Here is a 23,321-nt window from a genome sequence, read left to right as displayed (position 1 = left end):
GCTGCGGCGGTCTGAGGTGAGGTTGTGGAAACCGAACGGCCCTGGGCTTCGTCAGGAGATGCGGGTGCTGTCTTAATCGTTGAATTTCCGGATACACTATAAGACAGAATTTGTCAATAGATTGTCTCTCGATCGACTGACAAATTAACTTGTTCGGAGTTGCACACTCTTTGCACCGCGTGGCATTGAAACGCAACTTCTGTTTAGACCGACAATTTGACGTATAAATTAAGATGCACCGATCGCAATTCACCGATCGCCAATAGCCCAAGGAAAACTCAAAATGTCAGATTCGCAAGATACTTTCATTTTCAACGGTCAACGGCTGGCCTACAACAGGCTCAAGCACAACAACTATCCAGCCTCGGAGAGAGCGGTAGAAATACCCATAGCCTGGAACTTTCTTGCCGGATTGAAGGATAAAAGCAGACTGCTGGAAGTGGGTAATGTGCTGCAATATTACCCCGAACTGATGCCGACAGATATTGCCGAAATTCAAGCTAGAAGAATTATCGACAAATACGAAACTGCTGTGGGAGTAGACAAAATTGATTTAATGGATGCCGATCCTGAAGAAAAGTATAGCGGTATAATTTGCATCTCTACAGTAGAACACATCGGACAAGGATCTGACCCGAGTGAAGCTTACGGTGAAGAGCTGGAAAAATATGATTGGCAAGGGCCTTTAAAGGCGATCGCCAAAATCTACGATTTGCTGTCAGATAACGGTAGAGCGCTGATTACAGTACCCTTCGGTAAATTCCTCGAAAGGGGATGGTATATCCAGTTCAGTCAAGATTACTTGAATCTCTTATTCGATATATACAATATTCCTAAAAATGCAGTCAGTGCCAGTTATTTAAAGTTAGTTAAAGTGGACGCCTCCCAGCCGGCGCCTTCAGTTTGGCAACAAGCCAATCCCGAAGAACTTGTTAGGGCCCAATATAATGCACCTTTTCCTTTTGCAAATGCGATCGCCGTCCTAGATATTACCAAAATTCCTGCTACTCGATCGGCATTGACTCAACCCCCAACCGCCGACAAACAGCCGCCAGTATTTAGGAGAGTAACAAGCAAGCTGTGCGTCAACCGAGACTTTCAGACAGATTACTATCAGCATTGGATAGACAAACTCCAAGCTTCCAAAACTATTCACCGCAAATATTGGGAGTGGGTTGTCATGTCTCAAGCTTTGAATGAAAGAGGATTTCTCAAAGCCGGAAAAAAAGGCATGGGTTTTGCGGTTGGTAACGAACCGCTACCGTCAGCATTCGCTTCTTTAGGGTGCGAAATTGTCGCCACCGACCAAAATTACGACATTCCTGAAGCCAAGGAACACTGGGCCACAACCGATCAACTTTGCCGCGGCAAACAAGCACTTAACGAAAAGCAAATCTGCCCGCCAGAAACCTTTGAAAAACTTGTCAGCTTCCGCGAAGTTGACATGAACAATATCCCCGAAGACTTAAAGCAAGGTGAGTTTGATTTTATTTGGTCTTCTTGTGCCTTTGAGCATATAGGATCGATCGAACACGGACTCAGATTTGTTAAAGAATCTCTGAAATGCTTAAAGCCCGGCGGTATGGCAATTCATACAACAGAGTTCAACTGTTCATCAAATGAAGGAACCTTAAACACAGACAATTTAGTATTCTTCAGACACAGAGACATTCAGCGTTTAATCAGTGAACTAACAGCCGAGGGATATCGCGTAGAACCTCCAGATTACTGGATGGGCGACAGCAAATACGATTTGACGGCGATGAAAGATCTTAGCAATCAATGGGCCCCGCACCTGAAAATACAATTGGGCGGTTACATTGCAACTTCCTTGCTTTTAATCATCCACAAACCGCAGGAAATATATGCAGAATCTTATTCGCCAGTCTATGCGTATGGCGAAAAACAGCAGGAGTTGATCAAGATTTTTTATGACATATCCGTACTGGGATACGGACACTACGATTCGCGTTCTAGAACCGGTGTTGCCAGAGTCATAGAGAATATCGCATCGGGTTTAATTGCCTCGAAAGAGTTGGATTTATCTTTTTGCGCGACTAATTCTTGGTACGCCGTGAAGTCTTGCCTGGATTACTTGCAGACTCAGCCCAATTTTCGCGGGATACCTTTGGCTCACTCCAGCTTTTTCAAAAATTTTGAAAGCAAATTAATGGAGCTTTACAAGATGTTAGAAAACCGGGAAAAAATCTTCCCGGAGCACAGCCAAGAACCCCAATCCAAACTTTTAACAGACAACTTAAAAAAATACCTTTCAAATTCGATCGGCATTTCAAAGCAGCGCAGCCATTTAATCGACCAGGAGAGCTTGAGCCAAGCCGATATTTTCCACGCGACATTCTATCAGATTCCGAACCAAGCACGCGAGTGCAAAAATGTCAAAAAAATTGCCACTGTTTACGATTTGATTCCCATCCTATTGTCGCAGTTCTTTATCGGTAAAAATGATGACGACTACCAGAGAATGCAGGCATCTTTAAACAGCTTAACGGCCGAGGATTACATTCTCTGCATATCTCAAGCCACCAAAAACGATTTGCTAAATCACGTCAAACTAAACCCGGAAAGAGTGTTTGTAACTCATCTAGCTGCAAATACGGCTTTATTTTACCGCTGCAATGATGCGGAAAATATGGCATCGGTCAAGCACAAATACGGCATTCCCGACGCACCGTATATCTTGGGTGTCAGCACATTAGAACCTCGAAAAAACCTCGAACACGTCATCCGCTGTTTCGCAAAAGTCGTGCAGCAACAAGGTATCAAAGACCTCAGCTTAGTTTTAGTCGGTGCCAAAGGTTGGGAGTACGAAAAAATCTTTCAAGAAATTGCAAAATTCGGTCTGTCAAAAGACCGTATCATTATAACTGGCTATGTAGCTGATGAAGATTTAGCCGCCATCTACAGCGGTGCGATGGTTTTTGTTTACCCGTCGCTATATGAAGGTTTCGGTTTGCCGCCTTTGGAAGCAATGCAGTGCGGTATTCCTGTCATCACCTCGAATAATTCATCGTTTCCCGAAGTAGTCGGCGATGCCGGGATTATGCTCGCTCCGACAGATGCTGACGGACTTTGCCACAGCATCCTAAAACTGTACAGTACACCTGCTTTGCGGCAAGAAATGTCTTTAAAGTCGCTAGTACAAGCGAAAAAATTTAGCTGGGAAAGGTGTACTCAGGAGACAATTGCTGCTTACAAAACAGCTTTGTCTGGTTGAGAAATCCCAGCAGGTTGACTGCGTAAGTCCTGTCTGTCATTCGCAAGTGAAGCGAAGAATCTCAAACCATTTCAACAGCGCCATTGAGTCCATAAGTCCTGTCAGTGTAAGAAGCGAGTTAACCGAGTATGTCAATTGAACGGGAGCATCAAATTAAAGTTATTTACGATATCTCTGTCCTCGGACAGGGACACCTGCACCAGCGCGCTAGAACCGGCATTTTTAGAGTAGTTGAAAGTCTTGCTGAGAATTTGGCAAACGCGAAAGAATGCGATTTGTTATTTTGTGTCAGTCAGTATTTGCATTTGTTGGAGGCGAGTTTCGCTTATCTGGAAACCAATCCCAAATTAGCGGGTATTCCCCTGCTGCATTCGAGCTTTGCCAGGGTTTTTTACAGGCAGCTAATCGATGTTTACAATATGCTGGGTCTTCAAATGCAAGCAAATGATGCGGGCAATGCTGTCACGGAAAAAGCTGTTTTTGACCATTTGAAAAACAATTTACAAAATGCCGTTCAAATCATGGGCGGTTCCTTTGTTCCGGTAGATGCTAATAATTTAGAGTCAGCAGATATATTTCACTCGCCCTACGATGAAATCCCTGTTGCGGCAAAGCAAACAAGTAAAGCTCAGATTTTTTTGACTATCTATGACTTGATTCCTGTTTTGTACCCGCAGTTTCTGCTGAGCGAGCAAATCCCTTTACTTTACAAAAAAACCTTAGCAAGCATCTCTCAAAAGGATTGGGTGATGTGCATATCGCATTCAACTAAGAACGACCTTTGCAATTATCTCAAGATTGACCCTTCGAGAGTTTTCGTCACGCATCTCGCTGCGGAACCGACTGTATTCTACCCCTGCGGCGATGCGGAAAAACTTGCTTCGACTCGCCGCAAATACGCCATTCCCGATGCTCCTTATATTTTGAGTTTGGGTACATTGGAACCTCGAAAAAATCTCGACGGTGCAATCCGCAGTTTTGCTAAACTAATTGAGGAACAACATATTAAAGATTTATATCTGGTTTTAGTGGGTACTCCAGGATGGAAATACGATAAAATTATGGCAGAAGTTTCTAAGCAAAAATTTCTAAAAGAGCGGATAATTTTTACAGGATACGTCCCAGAATCGGATTTGGCAGCGCTTTACAGCAGTGCTTTAGCATTTGTCTATCCGTCGTTTTATGAAGGTTTTGGTTTGCCGCCTCTGGAAGCGATGCAGTGCGGAGTACCGGTGATTACCTCAAATACATCTTCGCTTCCAGAGGTAGTTGGGGAAGCGGGAATTATGGTAGATCCAAAAGATACCGATGCGCTTTGTCATAGTATGCTGGAAATCTACAACAAATCATCGCTGCGAGAAAGTATGTCTTTAAAATCCTTGGCACAAGCTAAACTTTTTAGCTGGCAAAGGTGCACTGACGAAACTATCGCTGCTTATCGAACTGCTTTATCGTAATTTTACAGGAAACTCACCAATCATGAAGATAGTTATTGACGGCATATTTTTTCAAAGCCAGCAAAAAAGCGGGATTGCTCGCGTTTGGCAGTCTTTGATGGAAGAATGGGTAAAAAGCGGTTTTGCTGAGAATATAGTAATGCTGGATCGCGCAGGCACAGTACCGAAGATTGCCGGCATTCAATATCGCTCGATTCCGGTTTACGATTACAACAAAACCGATGCTGACAAACAAATGTTGCAGCAAATGTGCGATCGAGAAAATGCAGATTTATTTGTTTCTACCTACTATACAACACCGATTTCGACGCGATCGGCATTTGTCGCCTACGATATGATACCCGAAGTTACGGGAGGCGACCTGAATAATCCCATGTGGCGAGAAAAACATCATGCTATCCGCCAAGCATCTTCCTACATCGCCATTTCTCAAAGCACTGCCCGCGACTTAGTAAAGTTTTTCCCCCAAATATCTCCCGCATCAATTACTGTCGCTCACTGCGGCATTCAAAAACATTTTTATCCTTCTAGTCTACCAGAAAGAGAAGCATTTAAAAGTGCACACCGGATTGAAAAACCCTACTTTTTAATAGTCGGAGAAAGATTGGGATTCAACGGTTATAAAAATACACTCGCTTTTTTTCAAGCTTTATCGAGACTCAGCAGCAAGTCGGGATTTGATGTTGTTTGTACTAGCGGTCAACCTTCGCTAGAACCTAAATTACAACCGTACACTGCTGGTGTAAACGTCCACCTGCTGTATTTGGGCGACGCTGAATTAAGAGCGGCTTACTCGGGTGCGATCGCGCTGATATTTCCCTCCAAGTATGAAGGTTTCGGACTGCCAATATTGGAAGCAATGACTTGTGGTTGTCCCGTCGTCACTTGTCCCAACAGCTCGATTCCCGAAGTAGCAGGCGAAGCAGCATTGTATGTAGGTGAAAATGATGTTAATGGACTGGGAAATTCCCTGCTTGACGTGCAGAAACCGGATATTCGCAACTCGTTAATTGCTGCCGGACTTGGACAATCCCGCAAATTTTCTTGGTCAAAAATGGCAACAACAGTTAGTTCAGCGTTGATGCAAGCCTGCGGCAGCGGACAGCAAATCCCGGCAAAATCGCCGGAAGATCCAATCTTATTGTCAAGCATTATCGAGCAATACCAGAAAAATTCCGCTGATTTATCCGCCCTAGCAAATGTCCGCCAAGCTAGAAAACAAATTGCTGAAATCTGGCTTAATTTACCAGCGGAACAAGTTGCAAGTACCTTTGCAGGCGATGCCGGCAAACAGCACCAAGCGGTGCTGGCTAGCGACATTAGATATGAACCGCTAACGGATACAGAAGAGACTTTTGTGAGCCAATTAGTCGCCAATGTGGCGAAAGGATTTAACGAGCCAAAAGCCATCAATTACCTGCTCGCAGCCATGCTGTACCGGCGGGCAGACCAATTGCCGCTCAAGTACGATCGCGCTACAGTGCCTAATTGGTTCGCCAACGAATATCTCAAATTCATGTTTACTTGTCCGAACGTATTTCAAACCAGAGGAGAAGCAGACACTTACTATCAATTCATCCAAGGCTGGATTGATTACTTACATACTAATTTGTTCAAAAATGCAGATTCGCCACTGTGGCAAAATATTGCTTTGTTGTTCGCGCAAGTTGCGAACTTTATCCCGCTTTATTTTACCACGGCAAACCTGCGCGATATCTACACCAAACGGGCGGAAATAATCGAGTTTTCGCTCAAAAATCGCGGCAGTTCAATTGATTGTATCTTCCCGGCGCGATCGCCAAATCGGACAAAAATCCGCCTAGGCATCATCAACGACCATTTCGCACCGCAAACCGAAACCTTCGCCACAATCCCGGTTTTCGAGCATTTAAACCGCAACGAGTTCGAGATTTACCTGTACGCGCTCAACACCAGCGGTCACCAATTAGAACAATACTGTCAAAGTCGCGCCGACAAACTGGTTGCACTCCCGAAAGACTTTGCATCGCAAGTCCAAACAATCCGCGCCGACGACTTAGATATCCTGTTTTTCGGTACGAATTTAACAGCTATTAACAAACCGCTGACTTCACTAGCAATTCACCGTTTAGCGCGGGTACAAACTACATCTTTCTGTTCCCCGACAACCACCGGAATCCGGCACATGGATTACTACATCGCAGGCCAATTTACCGCGCCGGATGCTAGTTATCAAGAACAATATCGCGAACAGTTGGCGGTTCTCCAAGGCAGCGGTTTTTGTTTCAAATACGCAACAGAGTCGGAAGTAGCTACAGTTAAACCTACCCGCCAAAGTCTGGGGATTTCAGACAATACAACAGTTTTTATCTCCGGCGCCAACTTCTACAAAATTTTGCCGGAATTGAGGGAGAGTTGGGTAAAAATTCTAGCTGCTGTACCCGATTCAATCTTGATTTTATATCCCTTCGGGCCGGCTTGGACTCGCACTTATCCAGCGACACCTTTTGTCAACAATCTGAACGCTGTCTGCGCTAAATACGGCGTCAATAATAACCGCTTGCGCTTCGTAAAACAACTGCCTAGTCGCGCGGATGTGAAAGAATTTTTGCAGCTAGCAGATGTTTATCTCGATTCCTATCCTTATGCTGGGGCAACATCGTTAATTGATCCTTTGCAAGTAGGATTGCCGGCGGTGGTTGTGGAAGGAAATGCTTTGCGGTTCCGCCAAGGTTCGGCGATGCTGCGGGAACTGCAAATGCCTGATTTAATTGCTTATGACGAAGCATCTTACATTCAACTAGCAGTTACCCTCGGCACTAACCCGCAATTGCGGCAGCAAAAACGGCAGGAAATTCAGCAAAAAATGCAAGGCAATCCGCGCTGTTTTGACAGTGTGGCATACTCTGGGGCGATCGGCAAATTATTCCAAGAACTCTTTGGCAAATGGCAAACCAGCCACCTGGAAGCCTCCCGCAGCTTACAGGATAGCATTCCCAAACAGGCAGATTTGGGCGAGATGCTCTCGAATGCCGTCAAGCTTTACCAAAGAAACTCATCAAACATCTCAGCAATATCCGAACTGCGTCAAATCCGCAAACAAATCGCTGATTTTTGGCTGAACGTTCCCGTCGAAAACCTCGAAACCGCCTACAAAAGCGCTTCAGGTAACAGCTATCAAATCCTGCTCAAGAGCGGTTTCCAACGTCAACCGATGATCGAAACCGAACAAGTATTTTTGCAGCAATTAACCCAGATTAGCAAAGGATTAGTGCATCCCAAAGCTGTCAACGCCTTACTCGCGGCGATGCTATATTTCCCACCGGAAACCATGCGAATTCCCGACGCTCGCAACCGTTTACCGCACTGGTTAATTGGCGATTACGAACAAGTTTTTGAGACTGAAGCCGCTGTCAAGTCTGATTCCACTTCTGACTTGCTAGCTCAATACATTCCATCGCCGCAATTCGCGAATCAACTGTTAGGATGCGTCAATCTTTACCGCATCGATCCGTCTGAGGAATCGGTAGTTTTGGAACTCCGCCAAATCAGAAAACAAATGGCTGATTTTTGGCTGACTGTACCTTCAGAGAAACTAGAAAATTTTTACCGAGGAGAAGTTCGCAAGGGATATCAAGCCATACTCGGATGTGGCTTGCAAGCAGAAGCAATGACTGAAGCAGAACAAAAATTTTTGCAGCAATTGACCGAAATTAGTAAAGGGTTGGTGCAGCCTCAAGCTATCAATGCTCTGCTGGGGGCGATGCTGTACTTTGTTCCGGGAAAAATGCGGGTTCCCGATGCTCGCACTCGCTTGCCGCAGTGGTTGCTTGAAGATTACGAAAAGGTGTTTGAAAGCGCATTTGCGACAACAGAACCAACACTTGTCAAACAAGATTATCTGCCGCAGTTTCTCAATCAATTAACTGCTGCCGTCAATCTTTATGAAATCGACCCGACGGCTGAATTGGTAATAGCAGATTTGCGGCATATTCGCAAGCAAATTGCCGATTTGTGGCTGAGCGTTGGTGACGAAAAACTGGAAGTTTTGTACCGGAGCGATTTTGGCAAGGGTTACAAAGCAATGCTGGGCAGCGGGTTTATTAACGAGCCGCTGAATGAGAGCGAGCGCGAGTTTTTAAACTCGTTGGTTGCTGAGTTGAGTAAAGGTTTTGGAGCGCCTAAAGCTGTGAATAATTTGTTGGCGGCGATGCTGTATTGTCGCGCTGGACAGTTGCGGGTTCAGGATGCAAATACTTGTTTGCCTCCGTGGTTGTTGGAGGATTACGAGCAGTTGGTTGGGGGTGCGGTTAAGGTGGTTGTTGGGTAAAAAAGTGCGTTAGCGAAGCCCTCGAAGAGGATCGCGCTGCTGTTTACATCGGTACTATTCACTGGTATAATATCTAACATTACTACCAAAATTTCCATTTTCTACAGATGAACAGCACCAGCGATCAATCCTCCAATTCCAACCGCTATTCGGATGCAGGAGCGATCGCCCGCAAGGATATTTCAGCGCTCAACCGCCAAGCTGCTGTATATTTTACTCAGGGGAAGTTTGCAGAAGCGATCGCACTTTGCCATCAAGTCATCATCATCAAACCGGATTGCGCTCTAGCCTACGATATTCTGGGTGCTGCTCTCATGTCACAGAAAAAAACAGCCCCGGCTATTCGCTCGTTTTCTCAAGCCCTAGCAATCAACCCTAACTCGGCAACAATCCTTGCCAAATTAGGCTATTGTTTGGTTGCAGAGGGGCGACTGGATGAAGCAATAACTAATTACCAAAAAGCCCTTCAGTTAAACCCGAATTTGGCTGATGTTTATTTGAGAATGGGCAAGGTATTGAGTCACCAAAACCGCTGGGAGGAAGCTTTAGATTGTTGGCTTAAGGTGGCTCAAATCGCTCCGACAAGCGTTAGTGCCGAGTCATTCTTAGAGTTAGGGAATTTTCATTTTACTCAAGGTAAGTTAGACCTGGCGAGCGCTTGTTACCGCCAGTCGATTTCTCAGAAACCAGACTGTAAGTTTAGTTACTTAAACTTAGGAGTTACCCTCAAAAAGCAAGGAAAAATCCCAGAAGCGATCGCTACTTGCATTGAACTCCTTCAAATTCTGCCGGATGTGGATGAAGCTTACTACAATTTATTCAAATTATTCACAAATTTAGGTAGAAAAGATGAGGCGATCGCTTGTTACTACAGCGCAATTCCTCTGCACCTGATTCGTGAATTTTGTCCTTCCACCGTCCATAGTCAGTTAGTTACCTCTACATTAAAGGCGAAAATATCTGTTATCTCCCCGCAATTTCTACCCAGCGAAAACCGGGACTCTAATTCCCGAGAAAGTGAGGGCGAAAACGCACAACCATTTGTAGCTGTTATCCCTAACGGACGTGCTTGGGGAGATAAATTTACTCGGGCCGTCATTACTTCAGACGATCGGCTGTTAGAGGATATATCTACAGGTAGTCCGAGTTTGATTATCTCTTCAGATCGGTTGCCTCCCCCGGTTGCAATTGAAGGAACAGTAGCTTTTTTAGCGAAAAACTACTGTTACAATTATTATCACTGGATGTTTGAGTTTTTGCCGCAGATTGAATTGCTCCGCCGATCGGGTATAGATATAAGTAGTATCGATAAATTTGCCGTCAATCAGTGTTGCTTGCCGTTTCAGAGAGAAACAGTCAGCTTGTTAGGTATTCCGTTAGAAAAAATGGTAGAAACCTATAAAAATAATCACATTCAAGCTCGTCAATTACTGGTTAGCAGTGTCATCAGAGAAAGTACAAAATGGGCCTGCAATTTTCTCAGAAGAGAATTCTTGAATGATTCCATCATTGGCTTGCAGAAAAAACAGCGAATTTTTATATCTCGCAAAGAAAGACGCAGAGTGATTAATGAAGATGAAGTAGTCGCATTTTTAAGTAAGTTTGGCTTTAAGAGTATCGCGCCCGAATCAATCTCTGTTGCGGAACAAATATCGCTGTTTGCTGCTGCTGAAGTTGTAATTGGATCTCACGGTGCGGCTCTGACTAACACAGTGTTTTGCAGTCCAGGTACTAAAGTTATAGAAATATTTGCACCTGATTATGTAAACCCTTGTTACCGCAAACTTAGCAGTCAAGTTGGTCTCGAATACTGGGAATTTATCGGCGAAAGGGTTCTCGATATTGACTCGCACAGCCAGCAGGAGGGAGGGGGACAAATTCACTACGTATTTGAAGATATTTTAGTCAATATTGCTGAGTTATTAAATATGATGAAATTGGCAGGTGCGATCTAGCCACCCTAAATGATTCCTGTAGCTTCTTCCAGGAAGAGCCTGGAAGTTAAAAACGGTAATTCAATTTAACACAAGTTCTGGCTGCTGAGTCGCAAATAAGGGGCGAGTTACCTGACGCAGTAGCACTGTTTCTAAACTGCCTTCTACTACATTTTCTGCTTCTATTTCTAACTCGCCCCACAATAGCCGATCGCCTTGATTGGGCATTTTACCTAAATTGTGGATCACGAATCCGGCGATTGTTTGGTAAGCTTGGTCAGTCGGTAGGTTTAACCCTAGTTTTTCGTTAACTGCTGTCACTTCCCATACGCCCGAAATTAGTGCCGAATGAGCATCTTTTTGGACGAGAGTGGGCTGGGAAGGTGACAGCAGCGGTTGAGACTCTTTACTGGTAATCCAACCTGTCAGCAGCCAGACGGTACCGTTGAGAATTGCTAGCAGCGGCCACAGTAATTTTGAGCAGAGTTCGAGGGGGGGCATCAGCAGCAAAGCGGTGCGTTCTGGGGCGTGGGTTGCTAATACTTTGGGGATTAGTTCTCCTAATACTATCTCGACGTAAGTTACTAAGATGAATGCTGCGGGAACTGCGATCGAATGAGCAGTCAGCACGGCCGACAAATGACCGATCGGCAATTTGTCGATCCACGGTTCGATCCAGTGTACAGTCGCTCCCTCACCCAACCAACCCAACAGCAAACTCCCTGCTGTTGTGCCAGTTTGAGTCACAGACAGGTAATGCGGTATGTTGTTTTGAGCTTGGTGGACGAGTTCGGCGGTTTTAGCGGTTGGGCGATCGTCCAAGTGGGCAAGTTGGCGGATTTGATGGCGATCGGCTGATACTAATGCTAGTTCTGACGCCACAAAAAAGGCGATTAAAAGTGTTAAGCCCAGCAACATTGCTAACCTCAGCATTGTTTGAGCGACTTCTATTTCCAGGCAAGTCAGGTTGTTCAAAATAGATATCTAATATGATAGATGTTTTAGGTTAATTCTTTTATTTTAGCTTGCGATTCAGATAGCTTTACCCCGCGAGATTTCGGATATCCCCACTACCCTTATTTGTAGGTGCGCCGAGGCGCACCTTACCCGTAGGAACTTGTAAACTCTTTCTCTTCTCTTCCTTCGCGCCCTTGGCGTCTTGGCGGTTCGTTTTAACTGAGATATTGCACCATTCTCAATTACTTGTTTAGAAACAGGCAAGATGCCTGTTCCACAAGAAAATTCATCTCTTGTGGAACAGGCATCTTGCCTGTTCTTGACAATGATGCCAGATGTGAGTAAAAAAAAATCTAATTCACAACACCGCAACTCATTGCTGTATCAACTCTCCCTTCCTCCCCGGAGCGAGTTAATTTCCGTAAAAGTCTGCACCGGATCGGACTTCAACCCGCCTTGAATGTAATTCAACTTCACTTCTTCTAACAAATCCGACAGCAGCGACTGCAATTCCCCAAGAGTTTTCTCATCTTGCAATTCCCGCCGCAAACTTTGATTAAATTCTTGGCTGAAATTATCTAGAATTTTTCTACTTTTATCGTCTTCATAAGTAGTAGCTAACACATCCACAGCAGTTTGAGCCAAATAATTCGCTACCTGTTCCGTCATCTCCGTCGGCAAAATATTAATCGGAGAGAAATTTTGCACGATTTGATAAAAATCCGACTGTTTGATTGTTGTTTCCAAATTGTGGTGCAGCAATTCTTCCAAATCCGGTTGCACCTGCGGCAAAACTTTGTAAATTGTCAGATCCAAAATCCGCTTGGTAATTTGTTCGATCGTATTGTCCTGATTAACGTGAAGGTACGGCTGCTGCCCCAGCAACATTTGCGCCGCGTCGCCCTGTTTGATCGAACTTTTAGCTTGATTGATAAACCGCACCATCATGTATTCCGATATCGTATTGGCTAAATAAGCCATCGGTTCGTAGGTAACTTGAGTAACTACGCGATCGAGATTCACCAAACCCGACTTGTGAAGCCGCACCAATACTGGCAGAATCCGCCACCCCTGCCAAATCGGTATCACCAGAAACACCTCATACCAGCGCCTCAGCACAAAATCAAACCAAGTTACCCCCGGTTTGCGGCGGGTATGGAACAGACTTTTAATCAAAAATTCCGCCCCAAAAAAACCGATAAAAAACGTATCTATTCGCCAAAACTGGTCAGCGCTTGTCAAATATTCGGGATTTGGCAAACTCGAATCAATGCCTTTAATCGGGTCGTAAATTTTAACTAAGCCCGGAAAATAGCTCTGATAAACAGGACGCAACTGAAGGTAACTGAAATGAAAAAGCACTAGCAAGAAATTGACCACCGCTACTAATGCGCTCATTTTTGCCCAAGAAATTGCTTTTTTGGACGATTTTATATCGGTGCTGTTAACAGTTGTGTAGGAATCTGACATAAAAGTAATCTTCCGAATTTGCTAATCGATAAATCTATCTTGTGGCCGACGCGAAAAAACCCCTAACCTCTTAAAATCCCTTGGTGAACGCTAAGTATAAGGAAACCAAAAGCCGTGAAATTAAAAACAGTCATATCGCTGCTCAAACAAACTTTTACTGAATGGCAAGAAGATAAAGCGCCAACCCTAGCCGCCGCCCTAGCCTATTACACAGTCTTCTCCCTCGCCCCGCTGCTAATTATCGTAATTGCGATCGTCGGTTTAGTCTTTGGTGCAGAGGCAGCCCAAGGTCAAATCGTCGCCCAACTCCAAAGTTTAATCGGCAAAGATGGCGCCCAAACTGTCCAAGAACTCATCCTCAAAGCCTCCGAACCCAAGTCGGGAATGATTGCTACTTTAGTCGGCATCGCTACACTTTTGTGGGGCGCTTCCAACGTGTTTACTAATCTCAAAGAAGCCCTTAATACTATTTGGAATGTTTCACCGCCGCCCGGACGAGGCATCTGGGGATTCCTCAAAGATCGCGTATTGTCTTTTGCGATGATTTTAGGCATAGGCTTTCTACTGCTAGTATCTTTAGTAATTAGCGGCATTTTAGCCGCCGTCAGCTATTGGTTGAACGACTTGCTGCACTTGCCAGTCGGCATTTGGCAGATTGTGGACTTTGGTATCTCCTTTGGCGTAGTTACGCTGCTTTTTGCCTTAATTTACAAACTTTTGCCCGATGTCCATCTTGCCTGGAATGATGTTTGGATCGGCGCCGCCATCACCTCAGTGCTGTTTACGATCGGCAAATCCCTAATTGGAGTTTACCTCGGAGGTAGCGGTATCGCCTCTACCTACGGTGCTGCGGGATCGTTCGTGATTATCCTGCTTTGGATTAATTATTCCGCTCAAATTCTCTTCTTAGGTGCCGAGTTTACCCAAGTTTGGGCTAACAGATACGGCTCCAAAATGCAAGGTTCGCGAAACAATACCCTCAACAGCGAAAACGGTGAATCCTCTCCACGCAAACCTCGCAAGAACTCTTAACCTTAGACAAACGGGAAATTTGAGGTTAAACTCGCACTCCGGGTTTGACAGAAGAAGCAAGAAGGAAGAGGGAAAAAGACAGAAGGTGCAAGGCGGAACGAAAGAAAAATTTTGAATGCAATAACTTTGCTTTTTTTTCCCTTGCCCTGTAACCTTCGGTCTTCGGGACGGCAGAATTCTGCTTTCTCGAAAGCCCTATTTTTTTATCTAGAGGGGTAAAATTCTACCTTCGGCTGACCTCGCATCTCTAGCAGCAAGCTAAAAGGAGGCTCGAGTTAGAGAGGGCTAAGAGGTGCGAGCTTGACACCGGCCAGAATACGGAAAATTATTCCCTTCACCCTCATTCATTTCTATTTAGATTATCTAGAATTTGAGCTGCTGCACGTCTCTGTCAGCAGAAGGAAGTCGTCTGTGAATTTTTCCCTGCAACTTATCCCTGAAGGATGATTTCTCGATCCCGCATTTTCACTTTAATACAAATTAGCTAAAAGATTCCAGTCCCGGCGCAGCAGCCAAAATTGCACTTTCAATCTTTTCCTGAAATATTTTTAATTTTTGGTAAACAATCATGATTTCATTAACTAAAAAACGGATCGCTCTCATCTCGGTACACGGTGATCCCGCTGTGGAAATTGGCAAAGAAGAAGCGGGCGGGCAAAATGTTTACGTGCGTCAAGTAGGGGAATCTCTGGCGAGACAGGGGTGGCAAGTTGATATGTTCACCCGTTCATCCGATCGCCAACAAGCAAGAATTGTACAGCACAGTCCCAATTGCCGGACTATTCGGCTAGTAGCAGGGCCGCAAGAATTTATTTCCCGCGACGAAATTTATGGATATTTACCAATCTTTGTTCAAGAATTTCAGAAGTTTCAGTTAGAGTCAGGCTTTCAATATCCGTTAGTTCACACCAATTACTGGCTGTCTTCTTGGGTGGGAATGGAGTTGAAAAAAACGCAACCTCTTCTGCAAGTTCACACTTACCATTCTTTGGCAGCAATTAAATACAAGTCGGTTTCGACAATTCCGATGATTGCCAAAACCAGGCTGCAAGTCGAAAAAACACTTTTGGAAACAGCCGATCGCGTAGTGGCTACCAGTCCCCAAGAAAAAGAACACATGAGGTCTCTGGTTTCCTCCAAAGGCAATATTGACATCATTTCCTGCGGTACGGACATTGAACGGTTCGGCTCGATCGCCCGAGCGACCGCCCGCCGCCACTTAGGAATAGCCCCCGAAACCAAAGTCGTGTTGTACGTCGGCCGTTTCGACCGTCGCAAAGGCATCGAAACCTTAGTCCGCGCCGTCAGTCGGTCGACGGTGCCCAAAGCCGATTTAAAACTCATAATTGGTGGCGGGTGGCGTGCGGGGGAAAGCGATGGCAAAGAGCGCGATCGTATCGGCCGCATCGTTGAAGAACTCGGGCTCAGCGACATTACCAGTTTTCCCGGCGCCTTGAGCAGAGACATTCTCCCCGGCTACTACGCCGCCGCCGATGTGTGCGTCGTTCCCAGCCACTACGAACCCTTCGGTTTAGTCGCCATTGAAGCGATGGCCTGCGGCACGCCCGTAATCGCCTCCGACGTGGGAGGGCTGAAATATACTGTAGTGCCACAAAAAACAGGTTTGCTCGCGCCGCCGAAAAATGAAGCAGTTTTTGCCGATGCGATCGATCGCTTGTTACTTGACTCAGTATGGCGCCAGCAACTCGGACACACAGGCCGCCAGCGCGTCGAAACCCATTTCAGTTGGGACGGTATCGCCTCTCAACTGGGTCAACTTTACACTCAACTGCTCGAACAATCGGCCCTTGAGCTTGACCCCGTGAGCGCTTAGTAGTATCACTTAGTATAGTTGAAGCCAGTTTCCCTTGATCCCTGTTTCACTCATCCGTTCTAACTGGGAACCTTCAACTATAAGTGATATCAGGAGGTACTCTTGTACGCATCAAAACATCTGGGACGCCACCTGCTCCCTATGTCAGACATGGAGCTAATTCGCCTGTGGGTAAACCGCCAATCCCCCCGCAATCGGCACTTTAGCTGGCAGGCGGCTCACCATTTTCGAGTGTTTGTCGCAAAACCGCTGGCACAAGTTACTCTGACAGATGTCGAGACTTTCGCCGCAGCGATGAGAGCTCGGAAACTTCCACCACGTTTTTACAAGCAAACCTTGGTAGCGCTGAAATCGCTGTTCGCCTTCGGCCAGCAAACGAAAATTTTGCCCGCAACACTCCCCCTTCACCGGTGGCCGGTTCTGCGCCGGAATCGCTCCAAACGCCTTCGTTTTCAACTCTCTTGGGGTTTCTTAATCTGTTTGTGCTTTTTCTTAGGTCGAATGACGCCGAGACTGCTGTGGGGACAATCGCTCTCGGCAGGAAGCTCGCCCGCCCCGAAACGCCTCCAGGAAGTTGCGGCCCTCGATTCACCAGACAAAGGAGAGGATAACATTGAGCGCGATCGATCACCCAAAACTGCAACCCTGAATTCACCCGAGCCCAGACAGAATAGCAGAGTCGATAGCATCGGCCCCGAACGTCGAGTCAAAGCCTTTCTCGACACCATAGCCGCCGCCGAAGGAACCGCTAGCCCCGACGGCTACCGCATCCAGTACACCGGCACGAAATTTGTCAGCTTTCAAGATCATCCCAGACAAATGAGGTGCGGTCGCCGTTACCGCAAAAAACTCTGTTCCGATGCAGCGGGGCGATATCAGTTTCTCAGCACCACGTGGGACAGATTTGCCAAAAAATTTGGCGTCCGCGATTTCAGCCCAGAAAATCAAGATTTGATGGCTATAGAGTTAATCCGAGAAAAAGGTGCCTTAGAAGATATAGAAGCGGGTCGATTAGAGTCAGCAGTGAGAAAACTCGCTTACATCTGGCCATCTTTTCGCCGTTATGGTGGTTCTGTGGAATCGTCGATGCCCACACTCGAAGCCATGTATCAGAAAAATTTGGGGATTGACCGCCCAGGATTGGTTGTTAGAAATTAGTGAACAGTCCCAGGACGAGTTTAGATTGGGGTTTGGCAATTTTGGATTAAATTTTAACATCCAAAATTGAAAATGAGGGAGTTATGGGCGATGTCTATTCTTCGGAAATTTAAAAATTAGGCTAATTTTCCATCTTCCATGTGAACGATGCGATCGGCAATATCCAAAATTCGGTTATCGTGGGTTACTAACAAAATAGTACAACCCTGTTCTTTGGCTAGTTGCTGCATCAAATTCACCACTTCGCGACCGGATTTGCTGTCCAGGGCGGCTGTTGGTTCGTCAGCTAGAACAATTTGCGGTTGACTGACCAAAGCGCGGGCGATCGCAACTCTTTGTTTTTGTCCGCCTGACAAGTCATCTGGATAATAGTTAATCCGCTGTTCCAGCCCTACTAACTCTAGCATTTTTGCAGAGCGATCGCGCATTTGAGAACGCGACAAATTTCCGTGAACTTCCAAACCCATCTGCACGTTTTGCAGCGCCGTCAAACTGCGGTGTAAATTATGCGCCTGAAAAATATAGCCAATTTTGCGCCGCGCCTTTACCAATTTGTCTGAACTCGCCTTGCACATTTCTTGACCGAGAATTTTGAGACTACCCGATTGACCGGATCTCAACCCGCCAATCAAAGTTAAAAGTGTTGTTTTTCCCGAACCGGAAGGCCCCGTCATCAGCACGATTTCACCTGCATTAATTTCGAGATTAATGTCAAAAAGTACCTGTTTTCGCAGTTGACCTTGACCGAAGTAGTGGTCTAGTTGGTGCGCGGAAACTACAGGTGCAGGAATCTGTAATGGGTTGGTTGTTGGGTAGAGAGTAGTAGAGTTCATAACTTTTTGGTTTGAGGGTTGAGCTTTTAAAATTAATCGCTTTTGCCGCCGATAATGCAGATGGGAAACAAGAGAATGATTACAAAAAATATGTGTGTAGTCAGGACTTTATACAAAATCTGGCTTTAATACCCCGTTTATTCTTTAGTCTCTTAGAGAGGGACTTCGTTTGTGTAGTAGCGGTTTCAACCGCCGAATCTTATAAACAGGTTTATAACATTCTGATTCATTTTCCCTTAAAACATATCTGCCGGGTCGGCTGCTTGCAGTTTACGAGTGGCAATTGCTCCCGAAATGGTGCACATAATCACGTTCAAAAGTAATACTATAACTGCTCTAAGCAGCGTCATATAAAGGGGTAAATTTGTGGCTTTGCGAGTTAAAGAATAAAGTCCGAAAGAAACTCCTACTCCGGGCAAAAAACCGAGGAGGGAAAGAATTAGAGCTTCTTCAAAAACGATACCGAGTAAATAAACATTGCGGTAGCCCATCGCTTTGAAAGTAGCGTATTCTCCCATGTGGTCGCTGACATCGGTTGAGAGAACTTGATAAACAATAATGACACCAACTACAAAACCCATCGCGACGCCTAAATTAAACACAAAGCCGATCGCAGTATTCTTAGCCCAATAGTTTTTCTCAAAATCGATAAATTCTTGTTTGGTTAGTACCTTGACATCCGGCGGTAAATATGCTTTCAAAACTTGTTGAACTTCCACGGGGTCAGCACCCGGTTGCAGTTGAATTAATCCGGCATTAACACTGGCGGCGTTTTGTCTGGGAAACAGGCGCAGGTAATTTTGATCGCTAGTCATCAAAATACCATCGGCGGCAAAAGATGCTCCAACTGTGAATAAACCGCTGACGTTAATCGTGCGCCGCTCGACCTCAGCTTTAACGGCTTTTCCTCGATCGATTTGCGCGATCGTCCCTTGGTAGTCTCCCCTCGAAGCTCGATCGAACAGCACAGTATCTGGCAATTTAATCGCGCTCAAATTTTGGTTAACTTCTGGAAGCGCAAACGCAGGGTGATTCGGATTGAAACCCACCACCATCAGCGACGTTTCGCGCCGAGTTTCGGGATTTTTCCAGTTAGCAATTTTCACGTAAAGCGGCTCTGCCGATTTTACACCCGGTACGTTCATTGCTTGATACAATCTGCGCCTAGAGAAGGAAGACAAATTAATCAAGTTTCGCGCTTGGGGGTGAATCAAAACTAAGTCTGTTTGCAAAGTTTGGTGCAGGCGCGTATTGCTGGTGTAAAGCGCATTTTGGAAGCCCAACTGCATGAACATCAAAACGTCAGCAAAGGCAATTCCTGCTACTGCAACGACCATTCGCCCTTTGTCGTGACTCAGTTGCAGCCATCCGAGGGAAGTTCTGCGTCTTAATTGTTGTAAGGGTTTTATGAGTCCAATCATAGGATTTTAGATTTGGGATTTTGGATTTTGGATTGAAGAGATAGGACTGATGGTTTACTCTATTCGTACTGAAAGAATATGTGATTATTGAACCGCGAAGACGCGAAGGACACGAAGGAAGAGAAAGGAAGAAGTAGAGAGTTTTCTACCGGGAATGGAGTAACATTTTTTAAGCTGAGGCTCATCTAAATTTGACAATCAAATTAGAGCAAGTTCTTGTGGGGTGGGCGTCCCGCCCGCCCAAAAATACAATTTAGATGCGTAGCAGCTTACTTAATCTTTAATTTCGCCGATCGCCACTTTGACTTGCAAATTCGTTAATCCCGCTACTTTCTGGCTGGAAGCTTCATCTAAGCGCACTTTTACTTCCACAATTCGACTATCAATATTCGCAGAAGGATCGGTGTTAACAATGTTTTGCCGCTGCACTTGCAAACCAATATGTTCGACAGTTCCCCGCAATTGGCCTGTCAAAGCATCGCTAGTAATTTTGGCGGTTTGTCCGAGGCGTACTTTGTCCACATCGCTTTCGTAGATTTCCGCAACAGCCAGCATCTCGTGAGTTTGTCCGAGTTCGACAATGCCGTCGTTTCCCACCCTTTCCCCGGGATGCGTGTGAATTTTCAGGACTTGGGCGTCTCTGGGAGCACGGATGTAAGCTAGATCCAGATTGGCTTTGGCTTGTTTGGCTCCAGAAGCGGCGGAACTGACTTCGGCAGCGGCTGCTGCTATGTCAACGGGACGCACTTCGGCGATGCGATCGAGATTTGCCGCGGCTTCATTAATCTGCTGTTGTCGAGATTCCTGAATTTGGCTGAGTTTGGCTTGCGCTTCGTTAATTTGTTGTTGGCGAGATTGCTGAATTTGATTTAATTTGGCTTGGGCTTCGTTAATTTGTTGTTGGCGCGATTGCTGAATTTGATTGAGTTTTGCCTTTCCTTCGTTGAGTTGCTGTTGAGTTGTTTCGGCGGCGAGGCTTTTGCTGTCGCTAGTTGAGGCGGAAATTGCTCCCTGTTCATACAGTTGGGAGTAGCGCTGATCCTCGCTTATGGCGTTGCGGAGTTCGGCTTGTAGACGGGCAATTGTGGCTTGTTGGGTTTGAATTTCACCTTGCTGTTCGGCCCTGATGCGGGCAATTGTGGCTTGTTGTGCTGCAATTTCGGTGCTGCGATCGACTTCTAGGCGGCTGACGATCGCCTGTTGCGCTGTGATTTCGGTGCTGCGATCGGCTTGTAAGCGGGCAATGGTGGCTTTCTGGGCTTGAATTTCGCCGTTTTTGGCTCCAGCTTTGACTTGTGCTAGGTTTGCCTCGGCGACGCGCACCTGTTCTTGAGCTTGGTCGAGGGCGGCTTGCTGGCGATCGCGGCTGTCCAAAATTGCGATCACCTGGCCTGTTTTCACCCTGTCTCCCTCTTTTACCAAAAGTCGATCGATCCGATTTCCTTCCGCTGCACCGGAGGCGGAGACTTTAATTACTTCTCCTCTGGGTTCCAGTCGCCCCAAGGCTGTAACTGTTGTTAATTGGGAGGCTGTGACGGCTGCTGCTGCTGCTACTGCGTTGGGATCGGGTATGCGCGATCGCCAGATCGTGTAGCCTGTGGTTCCCCCTGCAGCCAGGGTTGCTACTGCTGCCACAACTAGGAGTTGTTTAACTAGGGATGGAGTTGAGGATAAGCTGTCTGCTGTTGCTCGGTGTACCATGACACACCTCATCATTTAGGTTGCTAAAACTAAACCGTTTAGTTCTAATTTAAATACTAAACCGTTCAGTATAATGATGTCAAGACCCGAAGCAAGAATTACAAAGACAAGCGATGGCCAGGACAAAACCCAGCGAACCAGACGCAGCAGGAAGTGACAAAACCGAGCAAATCCTGCAAGGTGCGATGCAAGAATTTTTAGCCCACGGCTACGCGGGCACGAGTATGGACAAGGTAGCGAAGACGGGGGGAGTTTCCAAAGCCACGGTTTACAGCTATTTTGCAGATAAAGAAGGATTATTCGTGGCCTTGGTACAGCGGCTGGCGCGAAAAAAAGTTCATTTTCCAGTTCTGGATGAAGAACCGGCCGTAGCGCTGCGATTCGTTGCCATAACTATATTGGATCAGGCGAGCCACGAACCAGAATATCTCAATTTTGTGAGGTTAGTGATTGCGGAGTCGGGGCGTTTTCCCCAGCTAGCGCAGACTTTTGTGAAAAACTTAGCTAAACCGGGGATCGAGCGGCTTACTCAATATTTCGCATCGCATCCAGAGTTAAAATTGCCCGATGCGGAGGCAACGGCGCGGATTTTTATTGGCTCGCTGGTATATTTCCAGTTAACGCAGCATATGATGCACGGCAAAGATATTATCCCAATGGAGCGCGATCGATTGATCGACAGTCTGCTCCACTTGATTTTATCCCCGCAGTCCAATTCCTAAGTGCGATCGACAGAATCTAGGAATTTTCTTTGATAATTATTTAAATGCCATAAAGAGCGAGTTCCCTTTATGGCTGCGATCGCAGGTTTTAGTCAGGTGTTTTTCCTAACCTGTCCCTCAATTCATCAGCCGATAACTGTGGCAGTTGTTCTACAAACAATGTCAATTCTGCCACAGGCAATGCCAATAAATTAGTAACGGCTGTAGGCATAATATCGCCCAATTCAGGCGATCGCGCTTGCAACACACTTTCAACTAACAATTTAACCGCTGCTTCCCGCCCCGCTTCATCGACTGTCAGCATCGATATTGCCAGCAACAGCACTGTAAATTCCGCCGCAGCCAACTTGGATATTGGAGAGAGAAAAACTGTCATTTTGGGGCTTAATTCTCCAAATCTAACTCGCAGGAAGTTTTCTAAGATTAAGCGCTGTTGTTCTTGTCTGCCTCGTTCGAGTCCTTGTTCTAGCCCTTGTTCTAGTCCTTGTTCGAGTCCCTGTTCTAGTCCTTGTTCGAGTCCTTCTTCTCTAGCTTGTTGCTGTGCTGCTTGTATTTGTTGTTGAAAAAGTGGTGCAATGGCCATAATTAACTCCCGCTCTTCTGGCTCTAATTCTTGTGGCGCATCGGTTACTAAATTTGACTGTAACCGATACAGCAATTCTAGCGCGATAATCCGCAACGGATCGTCCGCAGCTAAAGCGCTTAATTGGGAAATAGCCCTTTGCTGCACTCCCCCTTTGCCCAAAATCCTCAACCACAGGGTGTCTGGAGTTTCTGGCAACTGGTGAATCGCCACAATTGCAGTTCGCAAAGATTCACCCAAAAAATAAATTCCCTGCATCCAATTTTCTGTGTCTGGTATCGCATTAAAGCTATCTACCAATGCTTTCGATGCTGTGGGCATCAAAATCCACAGTTTGGGTAACTGAGCGTCATCATAACGAGTATTTTCTCTCCTGAATTTTCGCTCCAACTCACCTCGCACGTCCAATAACTTGCCCAGACAGCTACAAATTTCGCTGACGTTGGCCGGATTGCGAAACGGTTCAAAAATTGCAGTTGTATTTGCCATTTTTCCCAACAAGCCCAGGGTTTCTGAGTATTGGGGAATGGCGGTGCTGGGAGTGAAATAAACATCGATTTCTCGGACTTCGGAAGTCACATCGCGGCCGATATTAACCGTTCCGATCGGCGACAGCAATTCCTCCAGGTATTCTTTGGCAAAGAGATCGTGAATAAATCGCGTCATAAGAAATTA

At 45.9% G+C, this 23,321-nt stretch carries 14 protein-coding genes; 8 read left to right on the top strand and 6 right to left on the bottom strand.

Annotation, left to right across the window (positions count from 1 at the left end; genetic code table 11):
- The first annotated feature begins 283 nt into the window (after positions 1-283).
- The 4 genes from D0A37_RS14360 to D0A37_RS14345 all read left to right on the top strand — a co-directional run bounded on the left by D0A37_RS14360 (position 284) and on the right by D0A37_RS14345 (position 10,956).
- Positions 284-3,235: a glycosyltransferase gene (locus D0A37_RS14360; RefSeq protein ID WP_242725182.1), complete on the top strand. Its 2,952-nt coding sequence runs from the start codon at positions 284-286 to the stop codon at positions 3,233-3,235.
- 128 nt (positions 3,236-3,363) lie between these two features.
- Positions 3,364-4,692, top strand: a complete 1,329-nt coding sequence (locus D0A37_RS14355; protein ID WP_242725181.1) for a glycosyltransferase family 4 protein — start codon at positions 3,364-3,366, stop codon at positions 4,690-4,692.
- Positions 4,693-4,714: 22 nt separating this feature from the next.
- Positions 4,715-9,001 (top strand): O-linked N-acetylglucosamine transferase family protein, encoded by a 4,287-nt coding sequence (locus D0A37_RS14350; protein WP_445242531.1) that lies wholly within the window; start codon positions 4,715-4,717, stop codon positions 8,999-9,001.
- 107 nt (positions 9,002-9,108) lie between these two features.
- A complete protein-coding gene (locus D0A37_RS14345) occupies positions 9,109-10,956 on the top strand; it encodes a tetratricopeptide repeat protein (RefSeq protein WP_242725178.1) in 1,848 nt (615 codons plus the stop codon).
- 60 nt (positions 10,957-11,016) lie between these two features.
- On the opposite strand, the gene D0A37_RS14340 is transcribed toward D0A37_RS14345, so the two are convergent.
- Together D0A37_RS14340 and D0A37_RS14335 are read right to left on the bottom strand one after the other, a co-directional pair.
- Positions 11,017-11,910 carry a CNNM domain-containing protein gene (locus D0A37_RS14340; protein WP_242725175.1) on the bottom strand — a complete coding sequence of 298 codons (894 nt, stop codon included), beginning with the start codon at positions 11,908-11,910 and terminating at the stop codon, positions 11,017-11,019.
- 366 nt (positions 11,911-12,276) lie between these two features.
- Positions 12,277-13,362 (bottom strand): hypothetical protein, encoded by a 1,086-nt coding sequence (locus D0A37_RS14335; RefSeq protein WP_242725172.1) that lies wholly within the window; start codon positions 13,360-13,362, stop codon positions 12,277-12,279.
- 114 nt (positions 13,363-13,476) lie between these two features.
- On the opposite strand from D0A37_RS14335, the gene D0A37_RS14330 reads away from it, so the two are divergent.
- The 3 genes from D0A37_RS14330 to D0A37_RS14320 all read left to right on the top strand — a co-directional run bounded on the left by D0A37_RS14330 (position 13,477) and on the right by D0A37_RS14320 (position 17,386).
- The gene (locus D0A37_RS14330; protein WP_242725169.1) at positions 13,477-14,394 is read left to right on the top strand and encodes a YihY/virulence factor BrkB family protein; all 918 of its coding nucleotides are present in this window, start codon (positions 13,477-13,479) and stop codon (positions 14,392-14,394) included.
- A 568-nt stretch (positions 14,395-14,962) separates the two neighbouring features.
- Positions 14,963-16,228, top strand: coding sequence for a glycosyltransferase family 4 protein (locus D0A37_RS14325; RefSeq protein ID WP_242725166.1), 1,266 nt, complete (start codon positions 14,963-14,965; stop codon positions 16,226-16,228).
- 102 nt (positions 16,229-16,330) lie between these two features.
- Positions 16,331-17,386 (top strand): glycoside hydrolase family 24 protein, encoded by a 1,056-nt coding sequence (locus tag D0A37_RS14320; RefSeq protein WP_242725163.1) that lies wholly within the window; start codon positions 16,331-16,333, stop codon positions 17,384-17,386.
- Positions 17,387-17,502: 116 nt separating this feature from the next.
- Here D0A37_RS14320 and D0A37_RS14315 read toward each other — a convergent pair whose 3' ends face one another.
- From D0A37_RS14315 to D0A37_RS14305, 3 genes are all read right to left on the bottom strand, one after another.
- On the bottom strand, positions 17,503-18,219 hold the full coding sequence (locus D0A37_RS14315; protein ID WP_242725160.1) for a DevA family ABC transporter ATP-binding protein: 717 nt from the start codon (positions 18,217-18,219) through the stop codon (positions 17,503-17,505).
- Between the two features lie 236 nt (positions 18,220-18,455).
- The gene (gene devC, locus D0A37_RS14310; RefSeq protein ID WP_242725157.1) at positions 18,456-19,640 is read right to left on the bottom strand and encodes an ABC transporter permease DevC; all 1,185 of its coding nucleotides are present in this window, start codon (positions 19,638-19,640) and stop codon (positions 18,456-18,458) included.
- Between the two features lie 273 nt (positions 19,641-19,913).
- A complete protein-coding gene (locus D0A37_RS14305; RefSeq protein ID WP_242725536.1) occupies positions 19,914-21,341 on the bottom strand; it encodes an HlyD family efflux transporter periplasmic adaptor subunit in 1,428 nt (475 codons plus the stop codon).
- A gap of 113 nt (positions 21,342-21,454) precedes the next feature.
- Between D0A37_RS14305 and D0A37_RS14300 the strand changes: the two genes are divergently transcribed.
- Positions 21,455-22,063: a TetR/AcrR family transcriptional regulator gene (locus D0A37_RS14300; protein WP_278187204.1), complete on the top strand. Its 609-nt coding sequence runs from the start codon at positions 21,455-21,457 to the stop codon at positions 22,061-22,063.
- Positions 22,064-22,151: 88 nt separating this feature from the next.
- On the opposite strand, the gene D0A37_RS14295 is transcribed toward D0A37_RS14300, so the two are convergent.
- Positions 22,152-23,312 carry a FliH/SctL family protein gene (locus D0A37_RS14295; RefSeq protein WP_242725155.1) on the bottom strand — a complete coding sequence of 387 codons (1,161 nt, stop codon included), beginning with the start codon at positions 23,310-23,312 and terminating at the stop codon, positions 22,152-22,154.
- Positions 23,313-23,321: the final 9 nt, after the last annotated feature.

Source organism: Microcoleus vaginatus HSN003 (assembly GCF_022701255.1).
Classification (GTDB): Bacteria; Cyanobacteriota; Cyanobacteriia; order Cyanobacteriales; family Microcoleaceae; genus Microcoleus; species Microcoleus vaginatus_B.
This window is presented reverse-complemented; position numbering and strand designations above follow the sequence as displayed.